Origin of the sequence: Caldanaerobius fijiensis DSM 17918 (assembly GCF_900129075.1) — a bacterium.
GTDB lineage: Bacteria > Bacillota > Thermoanaerobacteria > Thermoanaerobacterales > Caldanaerobiaceae > Caldanaerobius > Caldanaerobius fijiensis.
Window position 1 is genome coordinate 1 of the sequence record NZ_FQVH01000046.1, and the last position, 16,432, is coordinate 16,432.

The 16,432-nt window shown below is 42.5% G+C and carries 20 protein-coding genes; 3 read left to right on the plus strand and 17 right to left on the minus strand.

Annotation, left to right across the window (positions count from 1 at the left end; translation table 11 throughout):
• Positions 1–39: 39 nt before the first annotated feature.
• The 16 genes from BUB87_RS12690 to BUB87_RS12760 form a co-directional block, all read right to left on the minus strand.
• Positions 40–948 (minus strand): hypothetical protein, encoded by a 909-nt coding sequence (locus BUB87_RS12690; protein ID WP_073346193.1) that lies wholly within the window; start codon positions 946–948, stop codon positions 40–42.
• Positions 949–952: 4 nt separating this feature from the next.
• Complete coding sequence (locus tag BUB87_RS12695) at positions 953–2,134, minus strand: Druantia anti-phage system protein DruA (protein WP_073346196.1); 1,182 nt, start codon at positions 2,132–2,134, stop codon at positions 953–955.
• A gap of 55 nt (positions 2,135–2,189) precedes the next feature.
• The gene (locus BUB87_RS12700; protein WP_073346198.1) at positions 2,190–2,375 is read right to left on the minus strand and encodes a hypothetical protein; all 186 of its coding nucleotides are present in this window, start codon (positions 2,373–2,375) and stop codon (positions 2,190–2,192) included.
• A 67-nt stretch (positions 2,376–2,442) separates the two neighbouring features.
• The gene (recD2, locus tag BUB87_RS12705) at positions 2,443–4,611 is read right to left on the minus strand and encodes an SF1B family DNA helicase RecD2 (RefSeq protein ID WP_084111318.1); all 2,169 of its coding nucleotides are present in this window, start codon (positions 4,609–4,611) and stop codon (positions 2,443–2,445) included.
• Between the two features lies 1 nt (position 4,612).
• Positions 4,613–4,762: a hypothetical protein gene (locus tag BUB87_RS14440; protein ID WP_159432422.1), complete on the minus strand. Its 150-nt coding sequence runs from the start codon at positions 4,760–4,762 to the stop codon at positions 4,613–4,615.
• A 53-nt stretch (positions 4,763–4,815) separates the two neighbouring features.
• Positions 4,816–5,247 (minus strand): hypothetical protein, encoded by a 432-nt coding sequence (locus BUB87_RS12710; RefSeq protein WP_073346201.1) that lies wholly within the window; start codon positions 5,245–5,247, stop codon positions 4,816–4,818.
• 14 nt (positions 5,248–5,261) lie between these two features.
• Complete coding sequence (locus tag BUB87_RS12715; RefSeq protein WP_073346203.1) at positions 5,262–5,498, minus strand: hypothetical protein; 237 nt, start codon at positions 5,496–5,498, stop codon at positions 5,262–5,264.
• A gap of 170 nt (positions 5,499–5,668) precedes the next feature.
• The gene (locus BUB87_RS12720; protein ID WP_073346206.1) at positions 5,669–6,907 is read right to left on the minus strand and encodes a replicative DNA helicase; all 1,239 of its coding nucleotides are present in this window, start codon (positions 6,905–6,907) and stop codon (positions 5,669–5,671) included.
• Positions 6,904–7,701, minus strand: a complete 798-nt coding sequence (locus BUB87_RS12725; protein WP_073346208.1) for an ATP-binding protein — start codon at positions 7,699–7,701, stop codon at positions 6,904–6,906. The genes BUB87_RS12720 and BUB87_RS12725 overlap by 4 nt, the downstream gene beginning before the upstream one ends.
• Entirely contained in the window at positions 7,685–9,427 is a 1,743-nt protein-coding gene (locus BUB87_RS12730) for a hypothetical protein (protein WP_073346210.1), read from the minus strand. Before BUB87_RS12730 ends, BUB87_RS12725 begins: the two co-directional genes overlap by 17 nt.
• Before the next feature lie 277 nt (positions 9,428–9,704).
• Entirely contained in the window at positions 9,705–10,193 is a 489-nt protein-coding gene (locus BUB87_RS14045) for a SpoVG family protein (protein ID WP_159432423.1), read from the minus strand.
• A gap of 87 nt (positions 10,194–10,280) precedes the next feature.
• Positions 10,281–10,844, minus strand: coding sequence for a hypothetical protein (locus BUB87_RS12740; RefSeq protein ID WP_073346213.1), 564 nt, complete (start codon positions 10,842–10,844; stop codon positions 10,281–10,283).
• Positions 10,845–11,168: 324 nt separating this feature from the next.
• Positions 11,169–11,723: a metal-dependent hydrolase gene (locus BUB87_RS12745; protein WP_073346215.1), complete on the minus strand. Its 555-nt coding sequence runs from the start codon at positions 11,721–11,723 to the stop codon at positions 11,169–11,171.
• Between the two features lie 34 nt (positions 11,724–11,757).
• Entirely contained in the window at positions 11,758–12,345 is a 588-nt protein-coding gene (locus tag BUB87_RS12750) for an OmpH family outer membrane protein (RefSeq protein ID WP_143156710.1), read from the minus strand.
• 56 nt (positions 12,346–12,401) lie between these two features.
• A complete protein-coding gene (locus BUB87_RS14445; protein ID WP_084111321.1) occupies positions 12,402–12,584 on the minus strand; it encodes a helix-turn-helix domain-containing protein in 183 nt (60 codons plus the stop codon).
• 98 nt (positions 12,585–12,682) lie between these two features.
• Complete coding sequence (locus BUB87_RS12760) at positions 12,683–12,943, minus strand: helix-turn-helix domain-containing protein (protein WP_159432424.1); 261 nt, start codon at positions 12,941–12,943, stop codon at positions 12,683–12,685.
• Positions 12,944–13,121: 178 nt separating this feature from the next.
• Between BUB87_RS12760 and BUB87_RS12765 the strand changes: the two genes are divergently transcribed.
• The 3 genes from BUB87_RS12765 to BUB87_RS14595 are packed head-to-tail and all read left to right on the plus strand — an operon-like array spanning position 13,122 to position 15,704.
• A complete protein-coding gene (locus BUB87_RS12765) occupies positions 13,122–13,493 on the plus strand; it encodes a helix-turn-helix domain-containing protein (protein ID WP_073346223.1) in 372 nt (123 codons plus the stop codon).
• Between the two features lie 16 nt (positions 13,494–13,509).
• On the plus strand, positions 13,510–14,022 hold the full coding sequence (locus tag BUB87_RS12770; RefSeq protein ID WP_073346226.1) for an ImmA/IrrE family metallo-endopeptidase: 513 nt from the start codon (positions 13,510–13,512) through the stop codon (positions 14,020–14,022).
• Positions 13,989–15,704 carry a recombinase family protein gene (locus BUB87_RS14595; protein WP_073346229.1) on the plus strand — a complete coding sequence of 572 codons (1,716 nt, stop codon included), beginning with the start codon at positions 13,989–13,991 and terminating at the stop codon, positions 15,702–15,704. The genes BUB87_RS12770 and BUB87_RS14595 overlap by 34 nt, the downstream gene beginning before the upstream one ends.
• On the opposite strand, the gene BUB87_RS12780 is transcribed toward BUB87_RS14595, so the two are convergent.
• Positions 15,661–16,323 carry a YifB family Mg chelatase-like AAA ATPase gene (locus tag BUB87_RS12780; protein ID WP_073346232.1) on the minus strand — a complete coding sequence of 221 codons (663 nt, stop codon included), beginning with the start codon at positions 16,321–16,323 and terminating at the stop codon, positions 15,661–15,663. The genes BUB87_RS14595 and BUB87_RS12780 overlap by 44 nt on opposite strands.
• Positions 16,324–16,432 lie beyond the last annotated feature (109 nt).

The following is a 16,432-nucleotide window of genomic DNA, read 5'->3' on the forward strand; positions in this document are numbered from 1 at the left end:
TATGTTCGCTCACATGATCACCTCCTTCCTGCTTATATTTTAGCACATATTCCCTTTGCCCGCTGAATTCCGGCTTTCATCTCTCCAATGAATTGGAGAGGATTCCCACCGGTTCTTCCTAAATGTATCTTGTGTTATAGTATTAATTGCGTCTGTTGCTTCTTTAGCATATGGATTCAGTTCATTCATATGATATTCTTTATCTTTCGCAGGATTAATATATTTAATTGGAGCTAACATTTCACCTCCATTTAATACCAACGAAGCTAACGTTTTATCATCAAAATTACAAGACATTTCAGGAAATTCTTCTTCTATAAGTTGCGTTGTAGTTACAAGTTTGAGGTTACCTATTATGCGAGGTGAAAGCAAATACTTTGTTAGATAATCTTTGCTTTCAAATTTTGTTATTGTTTTCCCTGGTTCGTGAAAAACATCCTTTCTCCATGTGTCCAATGCTTTTGGAAGATGTTGTGCTAAACCACTATAGAACTGATTTATAGTTATAAACATACTTATTTTACTTCCATCAATAAAGCAGTATGAACTATCGTCTCCATCAAGTATATCTACAGCCAACATTATCTCCTGCATTGTCATAAGCCCAGAAGATATTGAGGGTAATGATATAACATGAGGCAAAATAGCAGAACAACTAGTATAACGACTTTTGTCTAATTCTTGGTTAATCGCAACTGCACACGATATTGAATAAGAACTTGCTTTATCCACTTCTGCAATATGAGCACCATCGATAACATATGCATTCTTAATATTTCCAGTGCCTATACAATTTATTATTTTTCCACGCCGTTCTAACTCATGTCGTATTTCTCCCTTTTTCTGTAACAGTTTATTAAAGTTTTCTTTTAAATAATCTGCTAAACTATTAGCATTTTGTATTGTTTTAGCTATTAATGTTTCTGGTAATATTACTTTTTCCTCCATATGATTACCCCTTCACATTCATACATTTTAAGAATTCCCTCGTTTCTTCTATAAACTTCTTAGAAGAAAATATCGCTGGTTTCCTCAAAGCCCTTGGAACAGCCCATCTTTCTTTCCAAAATTCTACGATATCATTGAGATGTCTATTGTAAAACCGTGGAACATCACCATATTTTATTACTTCCTTCAAATTGGATACAAGCGGAAATAAAAAAACCTCTCTTTTAATACCATGATTAATCACGTCCGATAAGCCCAACATGTTTAATGCTTTGCTGATTAATCTTAATTTCCTAGATGGACCATATCCATATCCCCGTGATATATCTATTCCATTGCCTTTCAAAAATAAAAGAATCTTTTCATAAAGTTCATCAGGAAACTGAAAAGTTCCATATCCTTTTGTATAACCGACAGATATCGCAGCAGGTTCATTTCTGTATTTTAGTCTATTGTATATACTGCTTTTCCCAAAAGCCGAGGTTGTCGTTAAAAATAAAAGTTGACTACCTATTTTTCTCTTTTTTATTTCCGTAACTACTTTGCTATATTTTAATTTATACAATTCTCTTACCTCATTACTTGTCGCAACAAGCGCAGCAAGTTTTCCACCAATAAATTCGTTATATGGTGGAAGTGCACCTAAACGTTGCGCTTGCATTGACATATTTATCCATAAATCAAGTTCATCTTTCGGTATTTCAAGATACTCATCTCTTGCTGACATTTTGAGGATTGGGCTTTGAAGATATATCAAGCCAGCAAAAGAATTATGATACTTATCATAGAGCAAAAATCTCATTTGCCTCCCATATGCTCTCTCATACGGAATACTCCACCAAATATAGTTCCAGAAGCGAAATATTTTTTCTTCATTTGTAGATCCTTTAACTTCTACAAATTCTATATCTATTTTCTGGGGATCAATATCTTTTGCATCTCTTATATAAGGTATAGCTTTATTAAAATATTTCAAGAGATTTTCTGCATTGTTTCTTATCTTTTCCAACCTTGCCGAACTTTGAAGTCTTCTATAATATTCTTTTTTATACGCATTACTGCTCTCCGCAGAAGCTCTAGATATATCTATTAAAAAACCAGCATTTATTAAAGCTTGTATAATTTCTAACTTAATTTTTTCACCCAAATCATTTTTATTGCTTTCTTTTATCTCTACTTCTGTCATATTTATCCTCCTATTTTTATTATTCGACATGAACTTAACTATTCCTCCATAAACCTTAGAAAATATTCCCCGCACAGAAAGAAAAATCGTACCCCAGCGGTACTCCGTACACTTCCTGAAGCAGATATATGAGATTGACCAAATCGGCCCGCTGAAGTCTGTACCCGCACCTTTCCGCCTCCCTGATGATCTGGACTATAGCTGCATATCTGTCAAATTCACACAATGCTGCTTGTTCCATCACTTATCTCCCCTTCTTTTTTATGGACATGCATGTCCATAACTCGATTTTTCCGGACTTAACGGACTTATGTCTGCCCGCCGACGCTTCTCTGGTACATCATCTCTGCAAAGACCCGTTCCTGCAGTCTCTCCTTAAGCCATGTGTATCTTTTCGACGCATCCACCGTTCTCACGGCAATCCCTATAGCCTTCTTGCTGCCGAATATGTGCACGTTCTTTTTTGCCCTCGTCACGCCCGTGTAAATCAGGTTTCGCTTGAGCATGATGTAGTGTCCCGTTGAAAGCGCCATAAGCACCGTGTGGTATTCGCTGCCCTGTGATTTATGTACGGTTATCGCATATGCCAGTATCAAGTCCTGGATATCCTCTCCGGATATCTTCACGAGCCTGTCGTCAAACTGCACTATGACGCTGATTGTTTCATCCTCTTCTGTTATGTCCCTGATGATGCCCGTATCACCGTTGAAGATGTCCAGCTCATAGTTGTTCGCGGTCTGCATGACCTTGTCGCCGACCCGGAACACAGTGCTGCCGAGTGCAAGCTCCTTCTTGCCCGGTTTCGGCGGGTTGACAAGCTCCTGCACCCTTCTGTTGAGTTCCTTCACGCCCAGAGGGCCGTTGTACATGGGAGAGAGTATCTGGACGTCGAATATGCTCAAACCGCTTTTGAGCAGATTCAGGTACTCGTTTATGATCTCATCCGCCGTCTCTGCTTCCGTGAACTTGAAATCGTCTGAGTTGAACACGGGCATTCTGCCGCTGTTGATGAGGTGCGCGTTGGTTATTATGCTTGATGTATCTTTCTGCCTGAACACGACTTCAAGCTTCGTTACCGGTATCATTCCCGATAAAATCATGTCCTTGAGTATGTTGCCCGCACCCACGGATGGCAGCTGGTCCACATCACCCACGAATATAACCCTGTTTTTTATTGCCTTGAGCAGGTGGTACGTCAGCGAATTATCAAGCATGGAGGATTCATCGATTATGACAGCGTCGGCGTCTATGGGGTTCTCCTCGTTTCTTGCAAAGTACGATGTTTTCGTTTCTTTGTCGAACGTGGCTTCGAGCAGCCTGTGCACCGTCATTGCTTCCTCTCCGGTTGCTTCCGACATCCTCTTTGCCGCCTTGCCGGTCGGAGCTGCAAGCGCAAACGTCATTTCGTTCTCCTTCAGCACGCTTATTATCGCCTTGATGACAGTCGTCTTGCCCGTGCCCGGCCCGCCGGTTATCACGCTGACGTTGTTCGACAGAGATTTCCTGACCGCCTGCACCTGCTTTTCCGCGTATATTATCCCGTTTTCCTTCTGCAGCTTCTGCAAAATTTTATCCACGTCCTTAACCGGACGAAGCTGTTTATTTGCAAGCTCTATGAGTTTGCACGCTATGTACTTTTCCTGCTCGTATAGCCTCTTGCTGTACACCCTGTCGTCTTCAATGATCACTCCGTTTGTGTTCGGAATGTTCTGTATTATCTTTTCAAGTTCAAGCTGCCTGCCGTCCTTCGACAGGACTTCCATTGTCTCCTTCAAAAGGCTGCCGTACGGATAGTACACATGGCCGTTCTGCTCTTCTTGAGAAAGCACATACTTGATACCGGCCTGTATGCGAAAATCGCTGTCGAACGGTATGCCGACTGCCTCTGCAATCTCATCGGCTTTCAGAAAGCCGATTCCCCTGATGTCGTCCGCAAGCCTGTAGGGGTTTGTTGTTATGACTTCCATGCATTTCACACCGTACGTGTCAAACGCCTTCTTGATTGTCGTCAGCGAAAGCCCAAGCGGCAAAAGCCTCATTTTGACGTCTCTGAAAATTTTGTTGTTCGTGACTTCCTGTTTGACTGCCTCTATTGCCTGCTCCGGTATTCCTGCAAGGCGCAGTTTGTCCGGATTGTTCTCTATAACATTCACCGTGTCGGTTCCGAACATTTTGACTATCCTTCTTGCCCGCACCGGTCCTATGTGCTTGATGTTCTGCAGGAAGATTTCTATCTCGTCAAGCGATAAGTCTTTCGGCCTTTCCGCAAGGTCGGCCTTGAACTGCCTGCCGTACTTTTTATGTATGACCCACCTTCCGAAAAGCCTCAGTCTTTCTCCTTCCATGCAGGGCCTGTCCAGTATCGCCGTGAAGGCCTCAGTCCCGGCCTCTGCCCGTACAACAACGAAATCCTTCCGCTCGCTTGCAAATATTATCCTGCTGACGACGCAATTTTCGATGCAGACTAGCTCATCCACTTTACACACCTTCCTCAAATTTAATTCCGTACCTTCTCTTTTCCGCTTCCGCGTACTGAAGGTACTGCTCAAGCTCTTCTTGGACCTGCTCCTTGCCCTTCTGCTTTTCGTACTTCTTCAAAGCCTGCTTCAAAACTTCCTCAAATGTCATCAAACCATCCTTTCGCGTATATTTTACCAGGTTGCGGATTTTTTTGCTGAAAACTAGCCGCGAATGAAGAATACGGCAACCAAAAAACAGGCCGTACCGACAGTCAAAAATTCAATCAGGTTGATATTGAAAGTCAGCGGAGCCAACGGAGCAATCCAGAATTTTTCCCTTTTGCATCCGTATTCTTTATAGAGAAGCGCCATCCGTTGACAATCCTGAAGGTTTGCCAATTCGTTCTCTTCCGCTTTCCTTCTCTCATTTTCGCTTAGAGGAAGCTGCAAAAAAGCTTCCTTGAGATGTTGACACTCCTGTATTATCTCTTTTTTTCTTTCTTCAGAAATTTTTATCAGTTTGTCCTCTTGTATTGCAGAGTTGATTCTGTCCAAACATATTGAACCAATCAGCTGTATTTCCCGCAGAAAAGCCTGCTGCTTTTTCTCTTCTTTGTACGTCATCAACAGCTTCCACAACTTCTCAATGAGCATTTTTTTATCCTCCTTCAAGAGAATCCAATAATGTGGTTTACTTCCTCATTCAGTTTTTTTCTATATTTCTCATGGGCTTTTCTGATATTATCGTCGTCCAACTCCGCTACGTATATCTCCCTTCTGCACTCACTGCAGTAGGGAATCTTTGCGATATAGCTGATTTCAACCCCTTTCAATTTCTCATGGACTTCTTCTTCTTTGACGATATACTCAACGTCCTTATCGCAAAAGTAACAGTAGCTCTTCATGTTATCCTCCATTCATGCATGCCATATCATTTAACAAACGCATGCGCTCATCCGATGGGCTCAACCGGTGCGGAATGCGCACCTTCCACCGGCACTGCGTGTTCGGTTTCAACGGATGATGAATGCTCGGGTTACGCCGGTTCGACACCTCTTTTCAAAAGTTTAAAGGCTCATTTTTCCACCACATCCCAGAATTCCTGCTTATCCTTATTGAAAGCCAATTTTTTCTTTCCCGTTTCTCCGTTTCTGTACTTGCGGATATACAGTTCCACGTACTGCATGGCACCGTCGCTGACGTACTCGTCGTCATCCCACAGAATCAAAACATTGTCCGCATCCTGTTCCAGCTGCCCTGACTCCTTCAGGTTTGCCAGCGACGGCTCATCCTGCGCTTCGGCCGCCCTGTTCAGCTGCGCAAGGGCGATAACGGGAACATGAAGCTTCGCCTTTATGTCCGCAAGAGTCTTTGAAACTTTCGCAATTTCGTCGTTCTTTCTCACGAACTTCTCTTTTGTGCTGATGAACTGCACATAGTCCACGAACACCACATCCACCCCTTCCTGCTTTGCGACCTTCAGCGCTTTTGCGTAAATTTCTTCCGCCGTCCGCGCTTCCTCATCGATTTTAATCGGCAGAGAGCTTATTAAATCTACAGCCTTGGCTATCTTCTCCCAGTCGTCATCGTAAATCTTGCCCTTCCTGAGCTTGCGGTTGGGTATGCCGGTGAACCGTGCAATCATGCGCTCTATAAGCTGTTCCGGCGTCATCTCGAGTGAAAATATCAAAGCCTTTTTCCTCTGCAGTGCCATATCCACCGCTATCTGAAGCATGAGCGCTGTTTTCCCGGCTGCGGGCCTTGCAGCTATGATCGTGTAATCCGGCTGTTCCAGCATATCCGATATGTCGTTTATCGCCTGAAGCGAGGTTTTGATCTGGCTTTCACCCCGCTTCGCGCGGGCAGTCAGCAAATCCACCTCGCTTATTGCCTGCTCCGTTATTGTCCTCTCCCTGCTTGCGGTGAAGAGTGATGTGAACTTTTCAACCGCCGAAGCTGCTATTTCGTCCGCGCTTTTCAGCGGGTCCTGCAGCTCGTCCATAAACCGCTTCATTTCCTGCGCCAGCTTCCTTTTCGCTGCACGGTCCTTCAGCATTTGGACATGCATGTCCATGTTCACAACCACCGACTTCACCACAAGGCCTGTGAGGTACGTCCTGTAGTCCGGCAAAAACTCCGTCACGGTCGGAAGGTCGGGAACCAGCCCTTTCGCCTTGATTTTCTTCACCGCGCTGAAGACCGCTCTGTTGCGCGGGTCGAAGAAATCGTCGGCTGTCAGAGTCTCCAGATACGCCTCGTTTTCCTCGGGCTGGAAGAGTATCGCACCCAGCACTTCACGCTCCATGTCGCTCATTTTCTGCACCCCCACCCGTTTTTCTGCCTCATGTCCGGCCCGCCCACCATCACGGCCCTGCACATCTCTGAGATCCTTGAGACCGTTGCGCCACCGACCTTCCCGAGATGGTTCGCAATCTCTGCCGTTGTCATGTTGGTCGTCACAATGATCGGCTTCAGGTTCTCGTATCTGCTGTTGATTATCTCGTACGTCTTCTCTGCGACCCACTCCGTCGGCCGCTCCTTGCCGAGGTCGTCGATGATCAGCAGATCAACCCGCTTCAGCTCCTCGAGCATGGGTGCAATGTCGTCCAGCTCGCGCAGGTCCGAAAACAGCGATGCGGTGTTGCCGAATATGACGCCCACCTGCTTCTCCCGTATCAGGTGGTTTGCGATGGCACAGGCAAGATGCGTTTTCCCCGTTCCGTAACCTTCGAAGTGGAACATGAGGCCCAACCCCTTTTCTGCATACAGTTCGAAGCGCTCTGCATAGTCCCTCGCTGCCTGCAGCGCAGCAGCATTGTCCGGTGTGGCCTGAAAGTTGTCAAAGCTCTTTTCGATGAACCTGCGCCCGATCTTCGACCTCCTGTACAGCTCGTCAATTTTTGCTTTGAGCCTCATTTCAGCTTCCCGGCGTTCTTCTTCACGCCTTGCGTTCAGGTTCTTTTTTCTTTCCCGCACCGCACCCAGGCAGTCGCACTGTTCAAGATGCTCCGCAATGTTCCTGCCCATCACCGTCATGTACAGGTAGTGCAGTTCCTTCCCGCAGTACGGGCACTTTTCGGTTTTGTCGCTTTTAAGCCAGCCCTGCATTCCTACGCGCCTCCTTCTCCTGCTTTATTTTCTCTTCGACCTCCAGCCACGCCGCCGGAATCCACTCCACAAACTGCTCCTCCTGTCTTGAGTCCGTCCTTCCGCCGGCATCGGCGTTCGGTGAAGCTCCACCTTTCACACTGTCCCGCTTTCTCTCGTACTGTTTTCGCCGGTCGATGTAGTTCGCCGAACATATCTCCCAGTTTAAGAACTTTTCTATCGAACGCTTCAGGAACTCATCCAATGTCCACTTGTATGTCAAAAAATAGTCGTTGCTGTGCAGAATTTTTGCGTAATTCCGGATGGCTGTGATTATTTCCTGCTCTGTGTAAACCTTTAATGCGGAGGACGCTGCACGCTTCATGCGCTCGTTCAGAACCTTATGCACAATGATTTTTTCAGCGTTCCATGCTTCGAATATCCGTTCCTGCGCATCTGCAAGCTGCCGTTTTTCAGAATTGCGCTTTTTAGAAGGTTGTTTGCCATCCTTCTCACCATCTTCAGACGCTTCCTGCAGAACTTGCACATCAGCTGCATCATCCGCTGCCAAGGCTGTGTTGCCTAAAATGGCCCCCAAAATCGGTGGCATCTGCACCTTAACCGGCCCGCTCGCCTCCGCGCTGGAATTATACCACACGGGGCCTTCTCCCTGCTTGGGATCTGGCTCTGTGCCGATGCTGTCAATCAATTGAGAATCATTTTCACCGAGGACATGCGCGGGTGAGGAAGCGGTACGCGCGTTACTTTCGCGGAATGAGGTGCAATCGCGCGTATGAAGCTCAGTATCTTGGGAGAGAGGCTTAGAGAGAAAGGGTGACTGAAGGTGGGGGATGCTTGCATTGGAGATATTTTCCGCATCGTTCGATACAGCGGATTCACCTCCAGTGATCGGTATATTTTGAGTATCGCTGGAGAGAGCGGTATTCTCATCTATGTTGCTTTCTGTGCGTACGCGCGCGCACGCGTTATTATATATATATAAGGGGTGGGTGGGTGGGGATATATGTTTATTTTTATTCTTAGGAGTGTTATTAGCATCTTTTAAAGATATACTGTTACTAGGGAGAGTAATCTCTGTAGTAATCTCTGGTATTGCAGCGTCATTTTGACTCTCCGAGGCGACATGTCCAACCGAATCGTCATTTTGACTCTTCGAAGCGACATTTTCTTCATTTGACAAGTTTTGTCCATTCGAATCGTCATTTTGTCCATTCGGTGGGACATTTTGTTCATTAGGTGAACTTTGTCCACTTGAAATGTTGTTTTGTTTATCCGTCATGTCGTTTTGTTTATCTATTAGTTCTGAGATATCATATTTGTAATCCTGCAGGAAATATCCAATCTTATATAAATCTTTTGCTATTTTAACCATATTAACTCTGTATTGCAGAGTTTTGTCCCATTTGTACAGCGGGTTTGTTCTTTCATCTAGGTAACCTTTTTCAACTAGGTTCTGTACCTTTCTGCGTATGGTTTTTTCGGATTCCGGTGACATTATTTCATCTTTTAACTCACTGATTTTTTTGTATATCCAGCCGTTTCTTGGTTGAATATTAATATCTTCTTCGTTTATTTTTGCCCTTTCTTTTTCTTCCAGAATGAATTTATCGAAATCGGCAATTCTTTCCGACCAATATATGAATTGATTTAAAATTACCGCTTCTGTAAAATCTCCTGTAAGAGCAACCAGCTCCTCTTTTATCACAACGCGTTTTAATCTTCTCATACATCTCTCCTCCTTATGGGACTGTTTTTTTTTACTTGCACAAGCTTTCTATTAAAAACAAAGAAGGGCGGTTGTGGTAACCGCCCTTCTTTGTGTGCAAGTAAAAAATTTTTGGAGGAGAAATATGAGAAAATTAAAACTCAGTAAAAAACAAAAAAGAGCGGTTTTGAAAGCCGCTCTTTTTTGTGATGTGTCCCCATTTAGTTTTACAGAGGAGGAGCTTGTGGGTTGTCCCCACAATAAAAAAGGACAGCTTTTTTGCTGTCCCTGTGGGCAGTCATCTTTCAGACTGCCTCTTGTATTCATCCAATATCGTATCACATATCTTCTGACGGAGTTCCCGGCCAACCGGATATGCAAACTCGATGAACTGCTCTGCATATGTTTTTCTTGACGGAAAAACCACAAAAAGCTTTCCGGTTTTGTTTTCAAGGATTTTGATTCCCCCTATTACAAAGGCATTGTTGAGGACAATCGATATAATTGCCCTCACATTTTCCTGTTCCACCTTTTTCACCCAAATGCTGGTTATTTCGATTTTTTCAGTCACTTGCTGTGCAGCATTTGGGAGGCCTTCTTTTTTTACCATTTCTTTTGGCGTCTTGTTTTCCAGTTTCTGCACAATGTTAGCCCATGCTTTCATGTGTGGTTCGTATTTTTTCCAGTATGCTGCTGCACGTCCGTATGTACCTTCCATCTGCTTTGCTGCTTTTAAGAGTGTCCTTTGCTCTTCTGATGTTAAGGATATCAATATTTTTTCACTCATCACACCACCTCTTTTGTATGTATAGCCGTGCCGAGGGGGACGGCGGCACGGCATGAAAAAAGGACTGCGAAAATGTATTGCAGTCCTTTAAAAATTGATGTTATATTTGACTTTTATCGTACCTTTGGGTATGTACAGTGTGACTTCCGGCGAACCGATCAGGTATATATCCTTATGTCTGGACGGGTCTATTCTGCTTCTGATTGCTTTTTGCAAGAAACTGTCCATATCGTCCAGATTTTTGTAGCTTATCTCTACTCCCGTAGGTGCTGAATTCTTATCGTATACAGCGTACTTGCATACGTATTGCACTTTAGGCTGTTCATTTGTTTCGGTTATTATAGTTTCTTCGGTCGGAACTTTTTCTAATTTATATGAATTCTTTCCGACTTGTTCATAGAAAACGAAGTATTCTTCATCGCTGCTATTGTATTCTCCATATCCGATGAAGAACACATTTGCCATATTGCCTGTTGATGCGGTTGCTTCCTTCAAATCAAGAGATTTGATCGGTGCCGTGATGCTGATTGTGTGGACCTGAACGGATGGATTGAGACTATTGATGCACGTGAAAAGCACTATCAATAGTAGCACCAAGACTATCGTGATAACTACAGCAGTTATAACCTCCACAATATCCGATATTGACATGCCATCACTCCTTTTTTTTTCGGGCGTTAATATACAAAAAGGACTGCGAAAATATATTGCAGTCCTTCACACTTTGGGGCCGTCAATTGTTTCAGATATCCACCTCCTTTCTTTAGCTTTTGAAGCATAGAGAAGGGCACAAAAAAAATGAGCAATACGGAAGGGGGACGGACCGCATTGCTCATTTTTTTCAGCCGTGCCAGGGGGAAGAGCACGGCTTTGCAAAAAAACACCGCCGGATGTCCGGCGGTATTGCTAAGGAGGAATTCTTCATTGGTACCGATACAAAAAAGAGCGAAAGAAAATCATCTTTCTTTCGCTCTTTCAAATCATTTTTTTGACTATTTCCAAAACCAGCAGAACCACAGCGGCACTTCCTGCAAGGACATCCAGAACTCCGCCCGTTTGTCCCAAATGCAGCCCGAACCTTTTTCGCCACGGCCATAAAAGCTCGATACCGGAGTTTGTGCACACGTCGGCAAGCAGGTGCGCTGCGTATCCAATTGAAGCCGGAACGATGTACTGTGGAAACGACGTATATATTGCCGAAAGGAACACTAAAAGCCCGAGAAAACTGTGGGTGAACGATCTGTGCGGGCTTAGGTAAGCAAAAACGAAAAAGCCCGCAAAGAGTAACGCAGAAAGTAGGCGTATGTATACATACATGTACATTCCTGCATCTGTCGCAAGAAGCAGTATCAGGCCCGTTGGTATACCCGCGGTGTCTATTTTTCTCCGTATGAGGCTGTGACGTTCGTCGAGATCGGGTATCAGGCTTGCCACTCCCGCAACCGCAAGTGAAACCGGCAATGCATGTATGTTTGTCACGGCTGTTGCCGTTGCTGCAAGACCTATTGCTAAGTGCGTGCGTCCGAGCATTTATCATCAGCTCCTTTTAGCAAAAAAATAAACCCTACATTAGGGCTTCTTTTTCTGTTGTACTCTCCCATTTTTCGCTTTCTACCCGATTCCTTTCCTCATAAATTACTGCGGCTGCACTCGAAGTATGTACAGGAATTCGCTTATATCTTTTGGCGCTTTTATCTCCTTCGTCGAAGAACGGTACGTCTTCCCTCCACACATATGAGGGGTCCTTACGTCCTGCACGGTTCACGTATTCGGGATCGTACCGGTATCCGCTTAGATATGCTTCCCACAGAATGTTTCCCTGAAGTTTCCTTCGCTTACTCATTGCTACAGCATTTTGCTTTTGGAGTTCCTGCAAGGCCCACATGATTGCTTCGTCTTCCTGTCGTTCGGCTTCCTTTTGAAGCTTCTTAAGCTGACGCTGTTGTTTTTTATATTCGTTCGTCCAATTACGATTTTTTATCTTATTTTCTTTCTTACGACGTTCTTTTTCTTGTTTATATTCGGGAAATTGCTGTAAAATTTGCGTTATGGCCGGTTGAGATACACCTTCTATTTTTGCGATATCAACAACTTTAAGCTTTTCAATGAAATATAGTTGGTATACCTTGTTTTTATCACACAAACTTTGCATCCCCCTTACTTATATTTTTACTGCCATACTTTTGGGCGCACTTCGCCCTATATAAGCTATATAAGCTCCCTCACGTCTATTTCCGGGAAAACTTCTGAGATTCTCTTTATTGCTTTACGGCCCGGTTTAGATTTTCCGGTCTTAAGGCGATGTATTTGCTTTAGCGACATACCAAGCATGTTGGCAAGCTGAGTTTCGGTAAGATTATATTTAGAGAGTATGTCTGACACAGTTATCATGGTGTTTTTCCTCACTTGTCTGCAATCTTTTAGAGATCGCATTATAAAATGTCGTAAGAAATTCTCTTTCCTTTCGCTCTGCTTCTTCCTGACAGTGGTCAACATATGACACACGTACGTTCAGTTTTGTCATTTTCAGCACCTCTATTGTCGATAACAAAGTAATCATCAAAATTGATATGTAATTCATCGCAAAGCTTTTTTGCTACCTTAGGCGAAGGGTTTTTACGACCAGTAGTAATTTGACTGATAAAACTATTAGAAACGTTTATTGCTCTCGCGAGCGATCTTTTCGTATAACCCGATTTGATTATTACTTCAGTGAGCTTCTGGGTATCTTTCACTCTGACTTCCAGCACTCTGTATACCCCCTTAATGTCATCTGCTATTGCTATTATAGCATTGTTTGATTGCAATTGCAAGCAAACAATGCTATTTTTTTGCTTACTTTTGTTTACTTTTGCAAACAAAAATGATATAATTCAATATAGTAAGCATACAGTATTTCCCATTTGGATTTTATTGGAGGGGATAACAATGGAAAACTTAGGTAAGTACCTAAAAGGTTTAAGAAAAAATTTAAAATTAACGACAAGAAAAGTACAAGAACTTTCTGGAGTGTCAGATAGCTACATTTCACAAATTGAAAATGGAGTAAGAAAACCTTCTGCTGATACTTTGAGAAAATTGGCACCTGTATATAAAGTAAATGTTGAGGAACTTCTGAAGATGGCGGGCTACCTACCTCAAGACGAACCGCAATACGATGATGACAACAAGCCTATAGATATTTCATTCCTATTGCAAAGGGACGGCGTTCTTTTCGATGGAGAACCTTTGACAGACGAAGATAAAGATGATTTAATTAGAATTGCGCGTATCATCTTAAGCAAACGAAAGAGAAAATAGACAAGGAGGTATATCCTTGGATATTAAATCATTGGTAACGAAGCTCATCAAAAAGTATAACACTAACGATCCATATGAAATTGCTTCTTATCTAAACTTTTATGTTTATAATTTTAATTTCAAAAACAGAGAAACTAAAGGCATGTTTGTACGTGATCGCGAAAACTACTTTATTTTCGTTAGCCGCGATCTTGACCCATCGGAGAAAAAGGTTGCCGTCGCTCATGAATTAGGACATGGGCTTTGTCACGGCAAAGCAAACTTTTACTACATAAGGGATTTTACGTTTTTCGCCGTCGATAAATATGAATTGGAAGCCAATATTTTCGCTGCTGAACTTCTTATCAAAGATGAAGATATATTATCGCTTGCAAACGAACTGGATGGTTGTACTTTCGATTACGTTTCCTCTGTACTTTGTGTTCCCAGGCCGCTTGTTGAATTGAAATTCAGTAACTTCTTAAAAGAACAAATAAATTCGTGGAGGGATTCTGAATGTCAGAGTCGTCTATTACACCCCAAACAGTAACCGCGGCCATATATGCCAGAAAAAGTGTATTGACAGAGAAAGGCGAATCTATAGAAAATCAAGTGCGTCGCGGAATAGCTTACTGCGAAGCACGAGGATGGAATTATATAGTTTACGATAAGGATGAAGGCTATTCCGGAAAAAATACGGACAGGCCTGATTTTGAGAGAATGATGGCAGATGCCGAAAAAGGAAAATTCCAGTACATAATATCATACAAATTAGACCGCATAAGCAGAAGTGTTCTTGACTTCTCTGATTTTATAGAAAAGCTTAACCAACTTGGAATAGGTTACATATCAATAACTGAAAATTTTGACACATCTACACCTGTTGGGCGTGCGATGATGATGATTATAGCCGTTTTTGCACAACTTGAAAGGGAAACCATCGCGGAACGTGTCAGAGACAATATGATAGACAGGGCAAAACTCGGGAAATGGAACGGTGGCCCCGTTCCTATGGGTTTTGATGTAGAGAAAAAAGAATTTTTCGTTGATGGCAAGAAAAAGAAAGCATCAAAATTGGTTATTAACCCGCATGAATCCGAAATTATAATGCAATTCTATTTATGGTATTATTATGATCCTAATAGTAGCATACGTCGCAATGTCGTCAGAGCAAATAAAATGGGAATATTAACAAAGAGAGGAGGTAGATGGAACGATAATCAAATGGCTAGAATTTTGCAAAATCCTATTTACTGTATAGCTGACGAAGAGGCATACGAATATTTTCTAAAAGAAGGAGTAACAATTGTAAGCAGAAAAGAAGAATTTGATGGAAAGCACGGCCTCATACTTTACAATAGAAGACGTCCCTATAAAAAAACCACAAGGGAAAGAGATAAAAGCGAATGGATACTTGCTGTTGGCGAGCATGAGGGTTTTATACCGTCGAAAATATACATTGGTGTACAGAACAAACTCAAAGAAAATTCTTTGAAAGCTCCCAGAACGGGCCAGGGCATAAAATCGGTACTGTCCGGGTTAGTCAAATGTGGAATATGCAAAAGAACAATGGTTTTGTCGTATTCCAAACGTCATAAAAATGACGATGATTACACTTATGCATATTTCAGATGCTCCACTAAAGAAAAGCAAGGAATCGATTGCGGAAATAAGAACATAAGAGCAGATGTAATTGAAGATGCCGTTATAGAAGAACTCAAAAAGTTATCTCTGGATAGAGAATATATTTACGAACGAATAAAAGAGTTGATCAAAAGCAATGACAGCAAGAAACCAACACTGCTTAAAGAGAAGAAGCGTATAGAGGAACAAATAAATGGAATTGAAAAACAAATAGATAATCTCATCAATCTTGCTTCCACCGGTGCACTTCCTGCAGAATTAATTAAACAAAAATATGAATCTTACGAAAAGGAAAAAAGTGAACTCATACAGAATTACAACAACATCGATATTGAATTAAACAGAATTGAGTCGGAAAATATCGAAGCAGACTTCATTTATTCCCGATTGAGAGACTTCGCAGAACTGTATGATGATTTATCATTTGAAGAAAAGAAATCTTTAATTCAGAGTCTAGTTAAAGAGGTAATATATACAAACAACGAGGTTGATATAAAACTATATCTGCTACCGATATACAAAGACAGTCAAGATATCAGCGGTACTAAAAATTCTGCGATTTGCTACCGCACGGACATGGGTTCATAGAAGCAATCAATGAGATATCAGCAGGAAAGCTATATTTGCCGTTGACCCTTGATATTACAACTTTTTTATCCTCCAGAGGCTGCCTCAATGCTTCAAGACAATCCCTCCTGAATTCAGGAAGCTCATCGAGATAAAGTACACCATAATGGGCAAGACTTATTTCCCCTGGTTGCGGCATGTTGCCACCTCCCACCAGTGAAGCAGTAGATATCGTATGATGAGGCGATCTAAAGGGCCTCTTCGTTATAAGCGGCTCCTCACCTAATAAACCTGCTACGCTATATATCTTTGTTATTTCCAACGATTCTTCGAAGGTGAGATCGGGCAATATAGTAGGAAGTCTCTTTGCCAGCATGGTCTTACCTGTCCCTGGAGGGCCTATAAGTAGTAAATTGTGTCCACCAGCCGCTGCTATCTCCATGGCCCTTTTGGCATCTTCCTGACCTTTTACATCGGAAAAATCAATATCGTATTCTTGAACTTTATAAGCAATTCCTTTTTTAGCTTCAGGTAACATAATATTGCCATTTAAAAACTGCACAAGTTGTTTTAGATCTTTGACCCCATATATTTTTATATTATCGACCACTGAGGCCTCAGCCATATTGTCAGCAGGCACAATAAGCTTTTTAATACCCCCTCGTATAATATGATTTGTAATCAACCAAAAAGGTCGACCTTTAACAAGATTAATAAAGATCTTTGATATTTAAATATTGTTTCTTTAA